Raw genomic sequence first — 19,172 nt, forward strand, 5'->3', positions numbered from 1 at the left:
AAACTCCTGTAGAAAACTGAATTATTTGGCGCGGGCCTGGCGCTGATAGCGCGCGGCTTCGACGAATACATCGGAATTGGCCGGATCGTCGAGGTAAGCAAAGACTTTGTCGAGGCGGCTGTCGACCTGCACGCCGTCGCCATCAGCGTCGGTCTGGAAAGACTGGCCGTCGAGGGCTTGCTGTTTGATCGCCTGATTGATCTGCTCGAGGTCGAGGTTGTACACCACCAGTTCGTGTTTGTCGGTGAGTTCGAAACCGGCGATGGTGTAGTGCCCGCCGTAACGCGCCGGCACCTTCGCCGACAGATACCAGCGGCTGCCATGGCGCGACACGGTGAATGGATACGCTTCACGCTCGTGGGGCTTGGCCTTGAAGTACGTGACGGCCTGATAACGATCATTGCCGACGCGGGTCAGCTCAAGGTTCATCGGCTCGCCCCAGGCATTGGTGCTCGACCACTTGCCCAGCAAGCCCTTGGGCGCCGGCTCACTGGCGGGCAGCGGATCCTTGAAGGTCACCAGACAACCGCTGAGCAGCAGGAACGACAAGGCGATCAGCACGCCACGCCAGGCTTTCATTCAATACTCCCTATGAACATTCGCCGCCCTCATGGTGATCGCTTTCCCCTGTAGGAGTGAGCCTGCTCGCGATAGCGGAGTGTCAGCCAACGGAGATGTTGAAGGTCAGACAGCTATCGCGAGCAGGCTCACTCCTACAAGGTATTGCGTCAGACCGACGCAAGCACCAGATGCATATACCGCGTCAGAATCCCGAGCATGTCCTGTTCGGCCAAAGGCTCGGCGTCGTTGAGCAGGCCCTGATATTCCATCCGTCCGATAATCGCCGTCAACACTTTGGCATCCTGCTGCGGTTCGCGCGAGCCCAGTACCTGGAATAACTGGCAGGTGCCCTGCAGCAGAATCTGCTGATGGGAACGTACCAGATCCGCCAGGCGCGGGTTGAGCAATGCTTCCTGACGGAACGCCTGCTCGGCCATCAGATGCTCGCGACGGTTGACCAGTTGCCGATGCACATAGTCGGCCATCAGCCGCGCGATATCGTCCGCCAGTTGCGAACGCGACTCGGGGCTGCCGTCGCCACTGACGACCATCTCGCGCAGCAGGCCTTCGTTGTTGATCCACAGCTTGGCCATGTAGGCCGCGCTGCGTTCGACGTATTGGGCGAAAGTATCGGTGAGCAGGTCATCGATATCCTTGAAGTAATAGGTGGTGGCCGACAGTGGCACTCCGGCCTCGGCCGCCACGGCCCGGTGGCGCACGGCACGCACGCCGTCACGCACGACAATGCGCATCGCCGCGTCGAGAATGTCCTGGCGACGCTGCTCACTGCCCTGTCGGCTGGCCTTGCGGCCCTGGTACTGAACACTTTCAGCGACCGCAGTGGCGATACCCGCTGCACCTTCTTGAGCGATTGCAACCATCACGACTGGACTTCCTCTGCTATTGCAAAATTAACCAATTGATACATTTGTACCAGACAGGCAATAAAAAGCCGCCTGTTTTAGGCGGCTTTTTCACTGAAACGTTTACGCTTGCGGTCGCATGTGCGGGAACAGGATCACATCGCGGATCGACGGCGAGTTGGTCAGCAACATCACCAGACGGTCGATGCCGATGCCTTCACCGGCCGTTGGCGGCATGCCGTACTCCAGCGCGCGCACGAAGTCGGCGTCGTAGTGCATGGCTTCGTCGTCGCCGGCGTCCTTGTCGGCCACTTGCGCCATGAAGCGCTCGGCCTGGTCTTCCGCGTCGTTCAACTCGGAGTAGGCGTTGGCGATTTCACGGCCACCGATGAACAGCTCGAAACGGTCGGTGACGTTCGGGTTCTCGTCGTTGCGACGGGCCAGCGGCGACACTTCGAACGGGTACTGAGTGATGAAGTGCGGCTGCTCCAGCTTGTGCTCGACCAGTTCTTCGAAAATCATCACCTGCAGCTTGCCCAGACCTTCGAAACCCAGCACCTTGGCGCCGGCCTTCTTGGCGATGGCGCGCGCCTTGTCGATGTCGTTCAGGTCATCGGCGGTCAGCTCAGGGTTGTACTTGAGGATCGAGTCGAACACCGACAGGCGCGCAAACGGCTCGCCGAAGTGGAACACCTTGTCGCCGTACGGCACGTCGGTGCTGCCCAGCACCAGCTGCGCCAGCTCACGGAACAGTTCTTCGGTCAGGTCCATGTTGTCTTCGTAGTCGGCGTAAGCCTGATAGAACTCCAACATGGTGAATTCAGGGTTGTGACGCGTCGAAACGCCTTCGTTACGGAAGTTGCGGTTGATCTCGAACACTTTCTCGAAACCACCGACCACCAGACGCTTGAGGTACAGCTCAGGGGCGATACGCAGGAACATTTCCATGTCCAGCGCGTTGTGGTGGGTTTCGAACGGCTTGGCCGCGGCGCCGCCAGGAATGGTCTGCAGCATCGGCGTTTCGACTTCAAGGAAGTCGCGCTTCATCAGGAAGCTGCGGATGTGCGCGATCACTTGCGAACGCACGCGGAAAGTCTGGCGCACGTCTTCGTTGACGATCAGGTCAACGTAACGCTGACGGTAGCGCTGCTCGGTGTCGGTCAGGCCGTGGTGCTTGTCCGGCAGCGGGCGCAGCGACTTGGTCAGCAGACGCACGTCAGTCATTTCGACGTACAGGTCGCCCTTGCCGGAACGCGCCAGGGTGCCTTCGGCGGCAATGATGTCGCCCATGTCCCAGGTCTTGACCGCGGCCAGGGTGTCTTCGGACAGGGTTTTACGGTTGACGTAGACCTGGATGCGACCGGTCATGTCCTGGATCACCATGAACGAGCCACGGTTGAGCATGATGCGACCGGCAACCTTGACCGGGATTGCAGCCTCGGCCAGCTCTTCCTTGGTCTTGTCCGCGTATTTCTTCTGCAGATCTTCGCAGTAGTTTTCGCGGCGGAAGTCGTTCGGGAAGGCGTTGCCCTTGGCGCGCTCGGCAGCCAGCTTTTCCTTGCGCAGGGCGATCAGGGAGTTTTCTTCCTGTTGCAGGGCTTGCGGGTCGAGTTGTTGGTCGCTCATGTCTTTAGATATTCCATCAGGTTCGTTGCCCCCGGGCCTTGGCCCCGGGGATCGCCAGCAGGCTGGCTCTTACAGGGATCGGGTTGAATCAGCCGATCCTGTGTTGCGTCTTTTTACAGCCCCGATTTCAGGCTGGCTTCCAGGTATTCGTCGATGTCGCCGTCGAGTACCTTGTCGCAGTCGCTGCGTTCGATGTTGGTGCGCAGATCCTTGATCCGCGACGCATCGAGCACGTAAGAGCGGATCTGGTGACCCCAGCCGATGTCCGACTTGGTGTCTTCCAGCGCTTGCGACGCGGCGTTGCGCTTCTGCATTTCCTGCTCGTACAACTTGGCCCGCAGCATTTTCATGGCGGTGTCCTTGTTGGCGTGCTGGGAACGTTCGTTCTGGCAGCTGACCACGGTGTTGGTCGGTACGTGGGTGATACGTACGGCCGAGTCGGTGGTGTTTACGTGCTGACCACCGGCACCGGAGGAACGATAGGTGTCGATCCGCAGGTCTGCCGGGTTGATCTCGATTTCCACCTTGTCATCGATCTCAGGCGAGACGAACACCGCAGAAAACGAGGTGTGGCGACGGTTGCCGGAGTCGAACGGGCTCTTGCGCACCAGACGGTGCACGCCGATCTCGGTGCGCAGCCAGCCAAAGGCGTATTCGCCCTTGATGTGCACGGTCGCGCCCTTGATACCGGCCACTTCACCGGCCGACAGCTCCATGATGGTCGCTTCGAAACCGCGTTTGTCCGCCCAGCGCAGGTACATGCGCAGCAGGATGTTGGCCCAGTCCTGGGCCTCGGTGCCACCGGAACCGGCCTGGATGTCCAGGTAGGCGTTGTTCGGGTCCATCTCGTGGCTGAACATGCGGCGGAATTCAAGCTTGGCCAGGCTTTCTTCGAGACGGGCCAGCTCGGCGACGACATCGCCCACTGCGCCTTCGTCGTTTTCTTCGACGGCCATGTCCAGCAGGTCGCGGCAATCGGCCAGACCGGCGTTCAGTTCATCGAGGGTGTCGACGATCTGCGCCAGCGCCGAGCGCTCGCGGCCCAGTTCCTGAGCGTATTCAGGTTTGTTCCAGACACTCGGATCTTCAAGCTCGCGATTGACTTCAGTCAGACGCTCATGCTTTTGATCGTAGTCAAAGATACCCCCGAATAGTTTCGGAGCGCTCGGACAGGTCCTTGATGGTGTTCAGGATCGGGTTGATTTCCATGACGGGCAGCACTCGTTGGCGAACTTTTGAAAGCCGGCGAGTATAACGTAATCACGCTGTCACGGCAGCCCGTCTGGCGGCTGTCGGGGCGAATCACTTGACACATTTCCCCTGTAGGAGCTGCCGAAGGCTCGGGCCGCGATCGGACGATCTTTTGATTTTGCTTTTTAAAGATCAGAAGATCGCAGCCTTCGGCAGCTCCTACAGGGATTAATGGGTTATTCGATACCGACCTGATTACGCCCGCTGTTCTTGGCCAGATACAGGCCACGATCCGCCGCCGATATCAGCAACCGGCAGTCGCTGCCCGCCTGCGGCACCATGGTCGCCAGGCCGATGCTGATGGTCAGACTCGCCCCCTCGCTTGGGGTGTTGTGCGGAATCTTCAGGGCGGCCACGGTCTGGCGCAGTTTCTCCGCCACCAGTCGCGCGCCGCCCGGCGAGGTGTTCGGCAGCACCAGGGCGAATTCTTCACCGCCGTAGCGCGCCGGCAGGTCCGACGGTCGGGCACTGGCGTCGCGAATCGCCGTAGCGACCTTGCGTAGCGCCTCGTCGCCTTCAACGTGGCCAAAACTGTCGTTGTAGGACTTGAAGTAATCGACATCGATCATCAGCAGCGACAACTGGCTCTGATCGCGCAGCGAGCGGCGCCATTCCAGTTCCAGGTATTCGTCGAAGTGCCGGCGGTTGGACAGCCCGGTCAGGCCATCGGAGTTCATCAGACGCTGCAGCACCAGATTGGTGTCGAGCAACTGCTGCTGGCTGACGCGCAACGCCCGGTACGCCGCGTCTCGTTGCAGCAGGGTCATGTAGGAGCGCGAGTGATAACGGATGCGCGCCACCAGTTCGATGGTGTCCGGCAGCTTCACCAGATAATCGTTGGCCCCGGCGGAAAACGCCGCGCTCTTGATCAGCGGGTCTTCCTTGGTCGAGAGCACGATGATCGGGATGTCCTTGGTCGCCGGGTGATTGCGGTATTCGCGCACCAGGCTCAGGCCATCGAGGCCGGGCATCACCAGGTCCTGCAAAATCACCGTCGGCTTGATCCGTACCGCCTGGGCGATGGCCTGATGCGGGTCGGAGCAGAAGTGGAAGTCGATGTTCTCTTCATTCGACAGCCCACGGCGCACGGCCTCGCCGATCATCGCCTGATCGTCCACCAACAACACCATGGCGGCGTTTTCGTCGGTTTTAATGCCATCGATCTGTAAATCATTCATGGGCGGTCACCTGAATACTGCGGGGGCCAGGATTGCGGATAAACCTGTTCATTTGGGGAAAACCTCCAGCAATCGTGGCGCTATCTTTTCCAGTGGACGGATTTCGACGGCAGCATCGATCGCCGCCGCTGCCTTGGGCATGCCGTACACCGCACTGCTTTGCTGATCCTGCGCGATGGTCAGATATCCTTGCTGGCGCATGAGCTTAAGCCCTTGCGCCCCGTCGCGTCCCATTCCGGTCAATAAAACCCCGACGGCATCGCCGCTCCAATAATTGGCGACACTTTCGAAAAACACGTCGATCGAAGGTCGGTAGATCTCGTTGACTGGCTCGGCGGTGTAGGCCAGCGTGCCGTTTTTCAATAAGCGAATATGGTGATTGGTGCCGGCCAGCAGCACCGCGCCGGCTTGCGGCGGCTCGCCTTCGCGGGCCAGGCGCACGTCCAGGCCGCTGGCGCTGGCAAGCCATTCGGCCATGCCGGCGGCGAACACTTGATCCACGTGCTGCACCAGCACGATGGCTGCCGAGAAATTGCGCGGCAGGCCCTTGAGCAGCACTTCCAGCGCCGCCGGCCCGCCCGCCGACGAACCGATCGCCACCAGCCGCTTGCACGAACCGGAGCTGCGCTGCGTGGCGGGTACCGGGCGGGTGCGGCTGGTCTTCTCGCCGATCAGCCAGCCGATGTTGAGGATCTTGCGCAGCAATGGCGCTGCCGCTTCCTGCGCGTTGCCGGCACCGAGCGCCGGGGTATCGACCACGTCCAGCGCGCCGTGGCCCATGGCTTCGAACACCCGGTGCACATTCTGTTGGCGGTCGACCGTGACGATGACGATAGCGCACGGGCTCTCGGCCATGATCCGCCGGGTGGCCTCGACGCCGTCCATCACCGGCATGATCAAGTCCATCAGGATCAGGTCCGGGGTATTTTCGGCGCACAGTTGCACCGCCTCGGCGCCATTTCTGGCGACCCAGACCACCTGATGCGCCGGTTCGAAGGCCAGCGCACGGCGCAGCGCCTCCACCGCCAGGGGCATGTCGTTGACGATTGCGATTTTCATGCCCGCGCTCCTCCAATGAGCTCAACCACTGCATCAAGCAGGGCGTCGTCATGAAAACTGGCCTTGGCTAAATAATAGTCTGCGCCGGCGTCCAGTCCACGACGGCGGTCCTCTTCACGATCCTTGTACGAGACCACCATCACCGGCAGCGATTGCAGGCGGTTGTCGCGGCGCAGCAGGGTGACCAGTTCGATGCCGTCCATGCGTGGCATGTCGATGTCGGTGATCAGCAAATCGAAGTCCTCCGAACGCAACGCGTTCCAGCCGTCCATGCCGTCCACCGCAACCGCCACGTCATAGCCGCGATTGAGCAGCAGCTTGCGTTGCAGCTCGCGCACGGTGAGCGAATCGTCGACCACCAGAATCCGTTTGCGCGCCACTTCGGCGGCCTGATTGCCGTGGCGCGCGATGCGTTCCAGACGCCCGGTATTGAGCAGTTTGTCCACCGAGCGCAGCATGTCTTCGACATCGACGATCAGCACCACCGAACCGTCGTCAAGCAACGCCCCGGCAGAAATGTCCTGAATCTTGCCCAGCCGCTCATCCAGCGGCAGCACCACCAGCGTGCGCTCGCCGACAAAACGCTCGACCGCCACGCCGTAGATCGCGTCGCGCTCGCGGATCACCACGACCTTGAGGGTTTCGTCGCTGCTCTGGCTGGCCGGGCGATTCAACAGCTGACTGGCCGCGACCAGTCCGACGTGCCGGCCTTCATGCCAGAAATGCTGGCGGCCCTCGACCTGCACGATGTCCTGCGGTTGCAGATCGCACATGCGCTCGATGTGCGCCAGCGGGAACGCATAGGCCTCGTCGCCGACTTCCACCACCAGACTGCGCACCACCGACAGAGTCAGCGGCACTTCAAGATGAAAGCGACTGCCCTCACCCGCCGTTTGCTCAAGCACCACCGCGCCGCGCAACTGCCGCACCATGTGCTGCACCGCATCGAGTCCGACGCCACGCCCGGACACTTCGGTGACCGTGTCGCGCAGGCTGAAGCCCGGCAGGAACAGGAATGTCAGCAGTTCTTCTTCGCTCAACTGAGCTGCGGTTTCGGCCGGCGACAGCTGACGCTCGACAATGCTGCGGCGGACCTTTTCCAGATCCACGCCATTGCCGTCATCACTCAGTTCCAGCACCAGCAAACCGGCCTGGTGCGAGGCGCGCAGGCGGATCAGGCCCTCTTCGGACTTGCCCTTGAGCAAGCGTTGCTCCGGGGTCTCGATACCGTGGTCGACCGCGTTGCGCAGCAGATGGGTCAGCGGCGCTTCGAGCTTTTCCAGCACATCGCGATCGACTTGAGTTTTTTCGCCTTCGATCTCCAGTCGCACCTGTTTGCCGAGGCTGCGCCCCAAATCCCGCACCATGCGCACCTGACCGGTGAGCACATCGGCGAACGGCCGCATGCGGCAGGCCAGCGCGGTGTCGTAGAGCACTTGCGCGCGTTGACTGGCTTGCCAGGCGAACTCGTCCAGTTCGGCGTTTTTCTCCGCGAGCAACTGCTGGGACTCGGCCAGCAGGCGTCGCGCATCTTCAAGGGCTTCCTGGGCTTCGAGGCTCAGCGCATGTTCCTTGAGATGCACATTGAGGCTTTCCAGCGCCCGCAGGCCGTTGTTCTGCATGCGCTTGAGGCGCTGCATGGTCGCCAGATGTGGCTTGAGGCGCTGGGTTTCGACCAGCGATTTGCTCGACAGGTCGAGCAGGCTGTTCAGGCGTTCGGCAGTGACCCGCAGCACGCGCTCGCCACCTTCGGTGGTGCGCTTGTTCTTGCGCGGTGCCGGGTCGGAGATTTCCAGCGGCATATCGACCGCCGGCACAGGCATTGGCGACGGGGTTTCAATCGGTGCAGGCGCCGGCATCTGCAACTCGGCCATGGGCGGCGGCGCCACAGCGGGGGGTGCCGAAGGATCGAGCAGACGCCCCATCAACGCCACATACGCCTCGATGTCCGTCGCTTGCGGGGCATTGGCCGGCGTGGCGATGCGCATCAGCAGATCGGTGCCTTGCAACAACGCATCGATGTGTTCGGGGCGCAGCAACAGCCGCCCTTCCTGGGCGCTGACCAGGCAATCCTCCATCACATGGGCGACGCTGACGCCGCTGTCGATGCCGACGATCCGCGCCGCGCCCTTGAGTGAGTGCGCCGCGCGCATGCACGACTCCAGTTGATCGGCCTGGGTCGGGTTGCGCTCCAGCGCCAGCAGCCCGCTGCTGAGCACCTGGGTCTGGGCCTCGGCTTCGAGGCTGAACAGCTCCAGCAGCGAGGCGTCGCGCATTTGCTCGGGGGTCATGTGAGGCTCCGGGTCACGGCGGACAACAACTGTTCTTCATCCAGCCAACGCAGGCTGCGTCCCCGGAACTGCAGGACGCCACGGGTGTATTTGGCGCTGGCCGTGCTGTTGTGCTCACCGCCGGCACGGGACGCGGCGTCGAGAATTCGTTCGTCAATGGCATGGATACCGTCGACCTCGTCCACCGGCACCACTACCGGTCCGCCGTGTGCGGCGATGATGAGCATGCGCGGCATGATCCGCGCGCCAGTGGCCGGTGCGGCGTTGCTATCGAGGTCGAGCAGTTCGACCAGCGACAGACACGCCACCAACGCCCCGCGCACGTTCGCCACGCCGAGCAAGGCCCGCGAGCGCTGGTGCGGCAACGAGTGAATCGCGTGCAGCGGCGCCACCTCCACCAGACTGCGGGTGGCCAGCCCCAGCCATTCTTCGCCGAGGCGGAACATCAGCAGCGAACGGGTTTTAACGTCACTTTCAACCGCCACGGCGACCGGATCGCGCTCGTCCTGCTGCAACGCATAACGGTCGAGCAGGCGCGTGGCAGCGGCGGAATACACCGCGCAGTTGCGGCAATGAATATGTTCGGCCAGCAATGGGCACGACTTGTCGCCGTGAATGCCGATGCGGTTCCAGCAATCATCGATGGCCCGGGCGTCTTCGCGGGTGACGTTCAAGGTGTCGGACGGGATCATCGTTTACGCTCACTGTCGGCGGTGCGCCCGCTGCGCGCGGCGCGTTCCTGCAATCGTCTGGCACCGGCGCTGTCACCCTGGGCCTGGAGCAACGCGGCCAGGTGCATCAACGCTTCGGGGTGTTGCGGTTCAAGGTACAAGGCCTTGCGGTAATAGCTCTGGGCTTCGAGCGCGGAGCCGGCAACATCGCTGAGCAGGCCGAGCCAGTAGAACACCTGAGCCACCGGTTCGTGGCTGCGCAGATACTGTTCGCACGCCGCGCGGGCCTCGGCGCTTTTGCCTTCGTTGGCCAGCGCAGCGATGTTGGCCAGTAGGGTGGCGGCGTCCGGGTTGGCGCTTTTGCTGCTGACAGGCAGCGGCGCAACGTTGGCGAACGGGCGCTGGCGCACCGGCGGTGGCGGTGGCGGACTGCGCAACGGCTGACGCACTGGCAAGGGGGTGGGCGTCGGCAGTGCCACGGGGTCGGGCAGCGGCTCAGCGTGTCGACTGAAGGCAAACGACTGCGGGATGCCGATCGAACGCATGCCCAAACGCCCGAGCAGACCGCCCTCCGCGGGGCCGATGAAAAGCACCCCGTCCATGTGGGTCAGGCGCTTGAGTACGGCGAAAACCTGCTGCTGAGTCGGCTGATCGAAATAGATCAGCAGGTTGCGGCAGAAGACAAAGTCGAACGGCGGCTCGCTGGCCAGCAGCGTCGGATCCAGCACGTTGCCGACTTGCAGGCGTACCTGTTCGCGCACCGTTTCATTGACGCGATGCCCATCCTGTTCCGCGCTGAAATGGCGCTCGCGAAAGTCCAGATCCTGACCACGGAACGAGTTCTTGCCGTACAGCGCCCGCCGCGCCTTGTCCACCGACAGCGGGCTGACGTCCATGCCGTCGACCTTGAACTGATGCGGTTTGAGCCCGGCATCGAGCAAGGCCATGGCAATCGAATAGGGTTCTTCACCGGTGGAGCACGGCAGGCTGAGGATGCGCAGCGCGCGCATGTTGTTCAGTTCGACCAGCCGCTTGCACGCCAGTTTACCCAGGGTGGCGAAGGATTCCGGGTAACGGAAAAACCAGGTTTCGGGAACGATCACCGCTTCGATCAGCGCCTGCTGCTCGTCCCGCGAGACTTGCAGCAATTGCCAGTATTCATCGCTGTGCGCCGCTTGCGACAGCGTCGTGCGCTGGCGCACCGCCCGCTCGATGATCGCCGGCCCGACCGAGGTGACATCCAGCCCGATGCGTTCCTTGAGGAAATCGAAAAAACGTTGGTCGCTGCTCATGGCTGCGCCTCAAGCGGCGCCGGGAACAGCAGGCTGCGCACGGCATCATCCAGCAGGTCGTTGACCCGCACCCACTGCACCAGCCCCTGGGCATCTTCACGCACCGGACCGAGGTACGGCGCCTGGCGATTGTCCAGGCCATAAGGCTGAAAATCTTCGGGGTTGCAGCGCAGGGTGTCGGTCGCCTGCTCAAGGATCAATCCCAGCCAGCGCGGCGGCTGCTGTTCATCCGGACGGTAATGCACCAGCACCAGCCGGGTGCTGGTGCGCGCCTCGGCCGGTTTGCCGAAGGTCAGCGCACTGAGGTCGATCGCCGGCACCACTGCTGCGCGATAGGCGAACACCCCGGCCACCCACTCGGGTGCCTGGGCGATCGGCTTCAACGGCAGGCGCGGCAAGACTTCGGCCACTTCGGTGGCGAGCAAGGCGTAGCGCTCGCTGCCGATGCGAAACAGCAGGAACAACGCCTGCTTCGCCACCGGCGCGGCGCTGCGTTTGGCGGTGATTTCGCTCATCAGACTTTGAATCGCGAAACGCCGCTGCGCAGCCCGACGGCCACCTGGCTCAGTTCGTCAATGGCGAAACTGGCCTGACGCAGCGACTCGACGGTCTGGCTGCTGGCGTCGCCCAACTGCACCAGCGCATGGTTGATCTGCTCGGCACCGGTGGCCTGGGCCTGCATGCCTTCGTTGACCATCAACACCCGCGGCGCCAGCGCCTGTACCTGATGGATGATCTGCGACAACTGCTCGCCGACCTGCTGCACCTCGGCCATGCCTCGGCGCACTTCTTCGGAGAACTTGTCCATGCCCATCACGCCGGCAGACACTGCCGACTGGATCTCGCGAACCATCTGCTCGATGTCGTAAGTGGCGACGGCGGTCTGGTCCGCCAGACGCCGCACTTCGGTCGCGACCACGGCAAAACCGCGGCCGTATTCACCGGCCTTCTCGGCCTCGATGGCGGCGTTGAGCGACAGCAGGTTGGTCTGGTCGGCAACCTTGACGATGGTCACCACCACCTGATTGATGTTGCCGGCCTTCTCGTTGAGGATCGCCAGTTTGGCGTTGACCAGATCGGCCGCGCCCATCACCGAGTGCATGGTGTCCTCCATGCGCGCCAGACCTTGCTGGCCGGAGCCGGCGAGCACCGAAGCCTGATCGGCAGCGGTGGACACTTCGGTCATGGTGCGCACCAGGTCCCGCGACGTGGCGGCGATTTCACGCGAGGTCGCACCGATTTCGGTGGTGGTGGCGGCGGTTTCGGTGGCGGTGGCCTGTTGCTGCTTGGAGGTGGCGGCGATCTCGGTCACCGAGGTGGTCACCTGCACCGACGAGCGCTGGGCCTGGGACACCAGCGAGGTCAGCTCGGTCATCATGTCGTTGAAGCCGGTTTCCACCGCACCGAACTCGTCCTTGCGGTCCAGATTCAGACGGCTGCTCAAGTCGCCGGTACGCATGATTTCGAGGATCTCCACGATGCGGTTCATCGGCGCCATGATTGCGCGCATCAGCAGCAAGCCACAGGCACCGGCCGCCAGCACGGCCACCAGCAGCGAGACGAACATACTGACTTTGGCCGCCGCGACCGCCTCGTCGATGTTGGCCATGGCCTGATCGGCCACCTTCTTGTTCTCACCGATGATGTCGTTGAGTTTCATACGACCTGCATACCAGGCCGGGGTCAGCTTCTCGGTGAACAGCTTGACCGCCTCGGCTTCCAGATTGCGCTTGTGCAGATCAAGTACCTGATCCTGAATCTGCATGTAGGTATCGTGATACTTCTCGAACGCAGCGAACTCGATTCGATCTTCGTCGGTGGTCACGGTGTTGCGATAGTTGGCCATCTGCTCTTGCAGACGGTTCTCGAACGCCTTGTAGTCCGCCGCATCTTCGCTGCTGATGCCCTGCCCTTCCTTCAGCCCGAGCAGTTCCTGAGTCTGCAGGTAGCTGTCGACCCAGGCACCGCGAATCATCGAGCTGTAATAGACGCCGGGAACCGCGTCGTCACGGACGCTGTTTTCACTGGTCTCGATCTTCAGCAAGCGTGAATACGAAACGACGACCATCAGCAGCATGATGGCGATAATCACCGCAAAGCTCGCCAAAATGCGTTGGCGCAACGTCCAGTTCTTCACAGTGAGTCCTCGTGCCTAAGTCGAAATGCGGGGGAGTATAGCCGAGGGAGGTGTCTCATTTATAAGACGCTTTTTAACCCTCGGGCCTGCCGAGCGCGCAAGGCCGGGAGGTTCTGAGGTGGGACTGTCCGTCAATCCGGGGTTGGCGTGCCAGTGATGAAATGGCAAAAAGGGGCGATGGATCGGTCATCGCTGTTGTTGCGAGGCTGAAAACGCAATCGCGAGCAGGCTCGTTCCTACAAATTTCGGCGTCTGGCCCAAAACCTTGTAGGCGCTGCGGCACGCTGCGATCTTTTTGATGTTGGCTTTAAAAATCAAAAGATCGCAGCGTGCCGCAGCGCTTACATAAGTACCGCGTGTTCAGGCGGTTCTATTGCGATGCCATGCGCACCTGTTTCTCCAGCTCCACCTTCAACCCCGGCTCCAGCTTCAACTGCTTCGCCAATTCCTCCAGATACGCCTTCTCCATAAAGCTCTCCTCATCCACCAGCATCACACTAGCGATGTACATCTCCGCCGCCATCTCCGGCGTACTCGCGGCGCGGGCGACGTCGGCAGGGTCGAGGGGCTTGTTGAGTTCGGCGTGCAGCCAGTGTTGCAGCTCCTGGTCGTTGTCGAGTTTGGTGAATTCGCCCTCGATCAACTGGCGCTCGCGATCATCGATGTGGCCGTCGGCCTTGGCGGCGGCGACCAGTGCCTTGAGAATCGCCTGGCTGTGCTGCTCGGCTTGCGCGGGCGGCAAACGGTCGAGTGTCTGCGGTTCGTTTTGCGGTGCCGTGCCCTTTTGCGCGTTCCAGTTGCCGTAGGCCTTGTAAGCCAACACACCGAGTGCAGCGAGGCCGCCGTAGACCGCGACTTTGCCGCCGACCCTGCGCGCCTTTTTACTGCCGAGCAGCAGGCCCATCGCCCCCGCAGCCAAAGCACCACCGCCCGCCCCCGAGAGCAGGCCACCCAGCGCACCGGAGCCTGAAGAGCCGCCGAGCAACCCGCCCAGCCCGCCAGCCGCCGATTTGTTCTGCGCCCCGCCAGCCTTGTTCTGCAACAGATCCTGGCCGGACTTGAGTAGTTGATCGAGCAATCCACGGGTGTTCATGTTCCGCCTCCAAAACAGGGGTTATCCGGATCTATCAGGCCCTCAGCCTAGTTCGAAAGTGCCCCGGTCCGGCCCGCGAGTGTGCTTCCAGATGTTGCTCAGTACGCGCGTGGCCTTCGTGAAAAGAGATATACACTCAGACCAATCGATAAAAACCGCCCACTGGGTACACCCCTCATGATGACCCTGCGTCAGATTCGTCACTTCATCGCCGTGGCCGAGACCGGCTCGATTTCCGCCGCCGCGCAAACCGCGTTCATTTCCCAATCGACCCTGACCCTGGCGATCCAGCAACTGGAAGAGGAAATCGGCGTCAGCCTGTTCAGCCGCCACGCCAAGGGCATGACTCTGACGCATCAGGGGCACCAATTCCTGCGCCAGGCGCACCTGATTCTGGCGACCGTGGACAACGCCAAACGCAGCCTGCAACAGAGCACCGATCAGGTTGCCGGGCAGTTGATCGTCGGCGTGACCAGTCTGGTCGCCGGTTATTACCTCGCCGATTTGCTCACACGATTCCAGCGCGCCTATCCCAACGTCGAGATCCGCGTGATGGAAGACGAACGGCCTTACATCGAGCATTTGCTGGTCAGCGGCGAGATCGATGTCGGTGTGTTGATCCTGTCCAACCTCGAAGACCGCCACGCCTTGCAGACCGAAGTACTGACCCACTCGCCGCACCGTTTGTGGCTGCCGGCCCAGCATCCGCTGCTGGAGCACGACAGCATCAACCTCGCCGATGTCGCCCGCGAACCGCTGATTCAACTGAACGTCGACGAAATGGATCGCAACGCCCAACGCCTGTGGCGCGGCGCCGGACTGCAGCCGAAGATCACGTTGCGCACTGCCTCAACCGAAGCGGTACGAAGCCTGGTCGCGGCGGGTCTGGGGGTGTCGATCCAGCCGGACATGACCTATCGCCCGTGGTCACTGGAGGGCGACATCATCGAAGCGCGGCCGATTGCCGACCTCAACCAGACCCTCGACGTCGGCCTGGCCTGGCGCCGTGGCACCGCGCGACCGGCACTGGTCGACCCGTTCCTGACCGTGGCCCGCGAGCAGCCGCACGGCGGACGCAAGCCATCTATTTAATCGAATGCCACCTTCAGTATTTAGAATTTGTCGACCTCGGAGCCGCGCACTAGTCTTGCTGCATCTATAAGACGGTCGGCTCCCGGGCACGGGAGCAACAATGACCACACAAGAAAAGAGATCGCGGAAAATGGCTGGCGTGCAGACCCCGATGTGTACCGCGTTGTTGATCGACGGCGAACTGGTCGCCGGGCAAGGTTTTGTCGAGCCGATCCTCAACCCGGCCACCGGCGAGATCCTCACGCACATCGCCGAGGCCAGTACCGAGCAGGTCGAAAGCGCGATCCTCGCCGCCCACCGCGCCTTTGCCGAATGGTCACGGACCACGCCGCAGCAACGCTCGAACCTGCTGCTGGACATCGCCAATGCTGTTGAAAAACACGCCGACCACCTCGCCCGCCTCGAAGCGCTTAACTGCGGCAAGCCACTGCACCTGGCGCGTCAGGACGATCTGAGCGCCACCGTCGACGTGTTCCGTTTCTTTGCCGGTGCCGTGCGCTGCCAGACCGGCCAGCTCAGTGGCGAATACCTGCCGGGCTACACCAGCATGGTGCGCCGCGATCCGATTGGTGTGGTGGCATCGATTGCGCCGTGGAACTACCCGATCATGATGGCCGCGTGGAAAATCGCCCCGGCCCTCGCCGCCGGCAACACGCTGGTGTTCAAACCTTCAGAGCACACGCCGCTGTCGATCCTCGCACTGGCGCCCGCACTGGCCGAGATCCTGCCACGCGGGGTGATCAACATCATCTGCGGCGGTGGCGAAGGCGTCGGCAGCCATCTGGTGGGCCACGCCAAGGTGCGTATGGTCTCGCTGACCGGCGATATCGTCACCGGGCAGAAGATCCTTCAGGCCGCAGCGAAAACCCTCAAACGTACGCACTTGGAACTCGGCGGCAAAGCCCCGGTGATCGTTTGCAACGACGCCGACCTTCAAGCGGTGGTTGAAGGCGTACGCACCTATGGTTACTACAACGCCGGGCAGGACTGCACCGCCGCGTGCCGGATCTACGCACAAGCCGGGATTCACGACAAGCTGGTTGCCGAACTCGGCGCCGCCGTCAGCAGCCTGCGCTTCGCCGGCAAACGCGACGCCGACAACGAGATCGGCCCACTGATCAGTACCCGCCAGCGCGACCGCGTTGCCAGTTTCGTCGAACGCGCCCTCGGCCAGCCGCACATCGAGCGGGTGACCGGCGCGGCGGTGCATTCCGGCGCTGGCTTCTTCTATCAACCGACGCTGCTGGCCGGTTGCAAACAGAGCGATGAAATCGTCCAGCGCGAAGTGTTCGGCCCGGTGGTGACCGTGACTCGCTTCGACGAACTCGCGCAAGCGGTGGACTGGGCCAACGACTCCGAATACGGCCTGGCCTCGTCGGTGTGGACGCAGAATCTGGACAAGGCGATGCAGGTCGCCGCCCGTTTGCAGTACGGCTGCACCTGGATCAACAGCCATTTCATGCTGGTCAGCGAAATGCCCCACGGCGGGCTGAAACGCTCCGGATACGGCAAAGACTTATCCAGTGATTCGCTGCAGGACTACAGCGTGGTGCGGCACATCATGGCCCGGCATAGCCGGGAGCTTTAAGCGGCGAGCTACAAGCCGCAAGTTAAAAGCAAATCCGCTGTGTCTTGCAGCTTGGAGCTTGGAGCTTGCGACTACTCTTAACAAAAACCTGATAAACAAAGAGGTGTGTCTCATGTTCGTGCACAAGACCGCACTGTTCAGTGCAATCACCACGGCCCTGCTGGCCAGCGCCAGTTTGCAAGCCGCCGAGCCGCTGAAAGCCGTCGGCGCCGGCGAGGGGCAGCTGGATATCGTGGCCTGGCCGGGCTACATCGAACGTGGCGAGAGCGACAAGGCCTACGACTGGGTGAGCGGTTTCGAGAAGGAAACCGGCTGCAAGGTCAACGTCAAGACGGCTGCCACCTCCGACGAAATGGTCAGTCTGATGGCCAAGGGCGGTTACGACCTGGTGACCGCGTCGGGCGATGCCTCGCTGCGGTTGATCGTCGGCAAGCGCGTGCAACCGATCAACACCGCATTGATCCCGAACTGGAACACCCTCGACCCGCGCCTGAAAGATGCGCCGTGGTACGTGGTCAACAAGCAGACCTACGGCACCCCGTACCAGTGGGGCCCGAACGTGTTGATGTACAACACCAACGTGTTCAAGACGCCGCCGACCAGCTGGAACGTGCTGTTCGACGCGCAGAACCTCCCCGACGGCAAGCCGAACAAGGGCCGCGTGCAGGCGTATGACGGGCCGATCTACATCGCCGATGCAGCGCTGTACCTGAAGAGCGCCAAGCCTGAGCTGGGGATCAAGGATCCGTACCAGCTCACCGAAGATCAGTACAAAGCCGTGCTTGAGCTGTTGCGCCAGCAGCAGCCGCTGATCCACCGCTACTGGCACGACACCACGGTGCAGATGAGCGACTTCAAGAACGAAGGCGTGGTCGCGTCCAGCGCCTGGCCGTATCAGGTCAACGGCCTGATCAACGAAAAGCAGCCGATCGCGTCGACCATTCCGAAAGAAGGCGCCACCGGCTGGGCCGACACCACCATGCTGCACGCCGAAGCCAAGCACCCGAACTGCGCGTACAAGTGGATGGACTGGTCGCTGAAACCGAAAGTCCAGGGCGATGTAGCCGCGTGGTTCGGCTCGTTGCCGGCCGTGCCGGCGGCGTGCAAGGAGAGCGAACTGCTCGGTGCCGAGGGCTGCAAGACCAACGGTTTCGACCAGTTCGACAAGATCGCCTTCTGGAAAACCCCGCAGGCTGAAGGCGGCAAGTTCGTGCCGTACAGCCGCTGGACCCAGGACTACATCGCGATCATGGGCGGCCGTTAAGCCCCTTCAAGATCAAAAGATCGCAGCCTTCGGCAGCTCCTACACCGACCGCGAGCACCGAAAATTCAGCGTCCGGCACACATCCTGTAGGAGCTGCCGCAGGCTGCGATCTTTTCGACGCAACACCTGATCATTCTTTGAAAGCCTGCTTTACCGGAGTACCGCACCATGACGCTTGCAGTCCAGTTCACCAACGTTTCCCGGCAGTTCGGCGAAGTGAAGGCCGTTGACCGGGTTTCCATCGATATCCAGGACGGCGAGTTCTTTTCCATGCTCGGCCCTTCCGGCTCGGGCAAAACCACCTGCCTGCGCCTGATCGCCGGGTTCGAACAACCAAGCGCCGGATCGATCCGCATCCACGGCGCCGAAGCGGCCGGCCTGCCGCCGTATCAACGCGATGTAAACACCGTATTCCAGGACTACGCGCTGTTCCCGCACATGAACGTGCTGGACAACGTCGCTTACGGCTTGAAGGTCAAAGGGGTGAGCAAAACCGAGCGCCACAAACGCGCCGAAGAGGCGTTGGACATGGTCGCCCTCGGCGGTTACGGCGCACGCAAACCGGTGCAGTTGTCCGGCGGTCAGCGCCAGCGCGTGGCTCTGGCCCGCGCCTTGGTCAATCGTCCGCGCGTGCTGTTGCTCGATGAACCGCTCGGCGCCCTCGACCTCAAGCTTCGCGAACAGATGCAAAGCGAACTGAAGAAGCTGCAACGCCAGCTCGGCATCACCTTCATCTTCGTCACCCACGATCAAACTGAAGCGCTGTCGATGTCCGACCGCGTGGCCGTATTCAACAAGGGCCGCATCGAACAAGTCGACACGCCACGCAATCTGTACATGAAACCGACCACCACCTTCGTCGCCGAATTCGTCGGCACCTCGAACGTGATCCGTGGCGATCTGGCGCGCCAGCTCAGCGGTCACCCGCAGCCGTTTTCGATCCGTCCGGAACACGTGCGTTTCGCCGAAGGCCCGCTGGCCAGCCACGAGATCGAGGTCAGCGGCCTGCTCCACGACATTCAATATCAGGGCAGCGCCACGCGTTATGAACTGAAGCTGGAAAACGGCCAGACCCTGAGCATCAGCCACGCCAACAATCAGTGGATCGACAGCAGCGCGCAGCACCAGACCGGCCAGCGCCTGAACGCACGCTGGGCGCGGGAAGCGATGATCGCGCTGCATGACACCGTTGCCGGCGGGGTGTGA

Annotated in this window: 16 protein-coding genes; 4 read left to right on the plus strand and 12 right to left on the minus strand. The window is 62.2% G+C overall.

What is annotated here, in order from left to right:
* Positions 1 to 21: 21 nt before the first annotated feature.
* From KKQ10_RS16685 to KKQ10_RS16740, 12 genes are all read right to left on the minus strand, one after another.
* Entirely contained in the window at positions 22 to 579 is a 558-nt protein-coding gene (locus tag KKQ10_RS16685) for a hypothetical protein (RefSeq protein WP_127650775.1), read from the minus strand.
* 149 nt (positions 580 to 728) lie between these two features.
* Positions 729 to 1,442 carry a TetR/AcrR family transcriptional regulator gene (locus KKQ10_RS16690; RefSeq protein WP_007964212.1) on the minus strand — a complete coding sequence of 238 codons (714 nt, stop codon included), beginning with the start codon at positions 1,440 to 1,442 and terminating at the stop codon, positions 729 to 731.
* A gap of 105 nt (positions 1,443 to 1,547) precedes the next feature.
* A complete protein-coding gene (lysS, locus tag KKQ10_RS16695) occupies positions 1,548 to 3,050 on the minus strand; it encodes a lysine--tRNA ligase (RefSeq protein WP_127650777.1) in 1,503 nt (500 codons plus the stop codon).
* A 113-nt stretch (positions 3,051 to 3,163) separates the two neighbouring features.
* Positions 3,164 to 4,259 (minus strand): peptide chain release factor 2 gene (prfB, locus tag KKQ10_RS16700; RefSeq protein ID WP_127650779.1). Its coding sequence is split into 2 segments (ribosomal slippage): positions 3,164 to 4,186 and positions 4,188 to 4,259, totalling 1,095 coding nucleotides; the frame shifts between segments, so codons are not numbered across the junction.
* Between the two features lie 218 nt (positions 4,260 to 4,477).
* A complete protein-coding gene (locus tag KKQ10_RS16705) occupies positions 4,478 to 5,479 on the minus strand; it encodes a response regulator (protein ID WP_215501714.1) in 1,002 nt (333 codons plus the stop codon).
* A 48-nt stretch (positions 5,480 to 5,527) separates the two neighbouring features.
* Positions 5,528 to 6,538 (minus strand): chemotaxis response regulator protein-glutamate methylesterase, encoded by a 1,011-nt coding sequence (locus KKQ10_RS16710; protein WP_215501715.1) that lies wholly within the window; start codon positions 6,536 to 6,538, stop codon positions 5,528 to 5,530.
* Positions 6,535 to 8,829: a hybrid sensor histidine kinase/response regulator gene (locus KKQ10_RS16715; protein WP_215501716.1), complete on the minus strand. Its 2,295-nt coding sequence runs from the start codon at positions 8,827 to 8,829 to the stop codon at positions 6,535 to 6,537. Before KKQ10_RS16715 ends, KKQ10_RS16710 begins: the two co-directional genes overlap by 4 nt.
* Positions 8,826 to 9,521 carry a chemotaxis protein CheW gene (locus tag KKQ10_RS16720; RefSeq protein ID WP_127650787.1) on the minus strand — a complete coding sequence of 232 codons (696 nt, stop codon included), beginning with the start codon at positions 9,519 to 9,521 and terminating at the stop codon, positions 8,826 to 8,828. The genes KKQ10_RS16715 and KKQ10_RS16720 overlap by 4 nt, the downstream gene beginning before the upstream one ends.
* A complete protein-coding gene (locus KKQ10_RS16725) occupies positions 9,518 to 10,792 on the minus strand; it encodes a CheR family methyltransferase (protein ID WP_215501717.1) in 1,275 nt (424 codons plus the stop codon). The genes KKQ10_RS16720 and KKQ10_RS16725 overlap by 4 nt, the downstream gene beginning before the upstream one ends.
* A complete protein-coding gene (locus tag KKQ10_RS16730; RefSeq protein ID WP_215501718.1) occupies positions 10,789 to 11,307 on the minus strand; it encodes a chemotaxis protein CheW in 519 nt (172 codons plus the stop codon). Before KKQ10_RS16730 ends, KKQ10_RS16725 begins: the two co-directional genes overlap by 4 nt.
* Positions 11,307 to 12,929, minus strand: a complete 1,623-nt coding sequence (locus KKQ10_RS16735) for a methyl-accepting chemotaxis protein (RefSeq protein WP_215501719.1) — start codon at positions 12,927 to 12,929, stop codon at positions 11,307 to 11,309. The genes KKQ10_RS16730 and KKQ10_RS16735 overlap by 1 nt, the downstream gene beginning before the upstream one ends.
* A gap of 370 nt (positions 12,930 to 13,299) precedes the next feature.
* A complete protein-coding gene (locus KKQ10_RS16740) occupies positions 13,300 to 14,022 on the minus strand; it encodes a tellurite resistance TerB family protein (protein WP_215501720.1) in 723 nt (240 codons plus the stop codon).
* 177 nt (positions 14,023 to 14,199) lie between these two features.
* Here KKQ10_RS16740 and KKQ10_RS16745 point away from each other — a divergent pair, with 177 nt between their 5' ends.
* The 4 genes from KKQ10_RS16745 to KKQ10_RS16760 all read left to right on the plus strand — a co-directional run bounded on the left by KKQ10_RS16745 (position 14,200) and on the right by KKQ10_RS16760 (position 19,172).
* Positions 14,200 to 15,114 (plus strand): LysR family transcriptional regulator, encoded by a 915-nt coding sequence (locus tag KKQ10_RS16745; protein WP_007967749.1) that lies wholly within the window; start codon positions 14,200 to 14,202, stop codon positions 15,112 to 15,114.
* 100 nt (positions 15,115 to 15,214) lie between these two features.
* Entirely contained in the window at positions 15,215 to 16,702 is a 1,488-nt protein-coding gene (locus KKQ10_RS16750; protein WP_215501721.1) for a gamma-aminobutyraldehyde dehydrogenase, read from the plus strand.
* 112 nt (positions 16,703 to 16,814) lie between these two features.
* A complete protein-coding gene (gene ydcS, locus KKQ10_RS16755) occupies positions 16,815 to 17,966 on the plus strand; it encodes a putative ABC transporter substrate-binding protein YdcS (RefSeq protein ID WP_215501722.1) in 1,152 nt (383 codons plus the stop codon).
* A gap of 168 nt (positions 17,967 to 18,134) precedes the next feature.
* Positions 18,135 to 19,172, plus strand: coding sequence for an ABC transporter ATP-binding protein (locus KKQ10_RS16760; protein ID WP_215501723.1), 1,038 nt, complete (start codon positions 18,135 to 18,137; stop codon positions 19,170 to 19,172).

The sequence above is a fragment of the Pseudomonas sp. MG-9 genome, from assembly GCF_018729515.1.
Taxonomy (GTDB): Bacteria; Pseudomonadota; Gammaproteobacteria; order Pseudomonadales; family Pseudomonadaceae; genus Aquipseudomonas; species Aquipseudomonas serboccidentalis.

Excerpts from the sequence above, each read along its gene's own strand:
- KKQ10_RS16685 (WP_127650775.1), bottom strand. The coding sequence starts at position 579 with ATGAAAGCCTGGCGTGGCGTGCTGATCGCCTTGTCGTTCCTGCTGCTC.
- KKQ10_RS16690 (WP_007964212.1), bottom strand. The coding sequence starts at position 1,442 with ATGGTTGCAATCGCTCAAGAAGGTGCAGCGGGTATCGCCACTGCGGTC.
- lysS (WP_127650777.1), bottom strand. The coding sequence starts at position 3,050 with ATGAGCGACCAACAACTCGACCCGCAAGCCCTGCAACAGGAAGAAAAC.
- KKQ10_RS16705 (WP_215501714.1), bottom strand. The coding sequence starts at position 5,479 with ATGAATGATTTACAGATCGATGGCATTAAAACCGACGAAAACGCCGCC.
- KKQ10_RS16710 (WP_215501715.1), bottom strand. The coding sequence starts at position 6,538 with ATGAAAATCGCAATCGTCAACGACATGCCCCTGGCGGTGGAGGCGCTG.
- KKQ10_RS16715 (WP_215501716.1), bottom strand. The coding sequence starts at position 8,829 with ATGACCCCCGAGCAAATGCGCGACGCCTCGCTGCTGGAGCTGTTCAGC.
- KKQ10_RS16720 (WP_127650787.1), bottom strand. The coding sequence starts at position 9,521 with ATGATCCCGTCCGACACCTTGAACGTCACCCGCGAAGACGCCCGGGCC.
- KKQ10_RS16725 (WP_215501717.1), bottom strand. The coding sequence starts at position 10,792 with ATGAGCAGCGACCAACGTTTTTTCGATTTCCTCAAGGAACGCATCGGG.
- KKQ10_RS16730 (WP_215501718.1), bottom strand. The coding sequence starts at position 11,307 with ATGAGCGAAATCACCGCCAAACGCAGCGCCGCGCCGGTGGCGAAGCAG.
- KKQ10_RS16740 (WP_215501720.1), bottom strand. The coding sequence starts at position 14,022 with ATGAACACCCGTGGATTGCTCGATCAACTACTCAAGTCCGGCCAGGAT.
- KKQ10_RS16745 (WP_007967749.1), top strand. The coding sequence starts at position 14,200 with ATGATGACCCTGCGTCAGATTCGTCACTTCATCGCCGTGGCCGAGACC.
- KKQ10_RS16750 (WP_215501721.1), top strand. The coding sequence starts at position 15,215 with ATGACCACACAAGAAAAGAGATCGCGGAAAATGGCTGGCGTGCAGACC.
- ydcS (WP_215501722.1), top strand. The coding sequence starts at position 16,815 with ATGTTCGTGCACAAGACCGCACTGTTCAGTGCAATCACCACGGCCCTG.
- KKQ10_RS16760 (WP_215501723.1), top strand. The coding sequence starts at position 18,135 with ATGACGCTTGCAGTCCAGTTCACCAACGTTTCCCGGCAGTTCGGCGAA.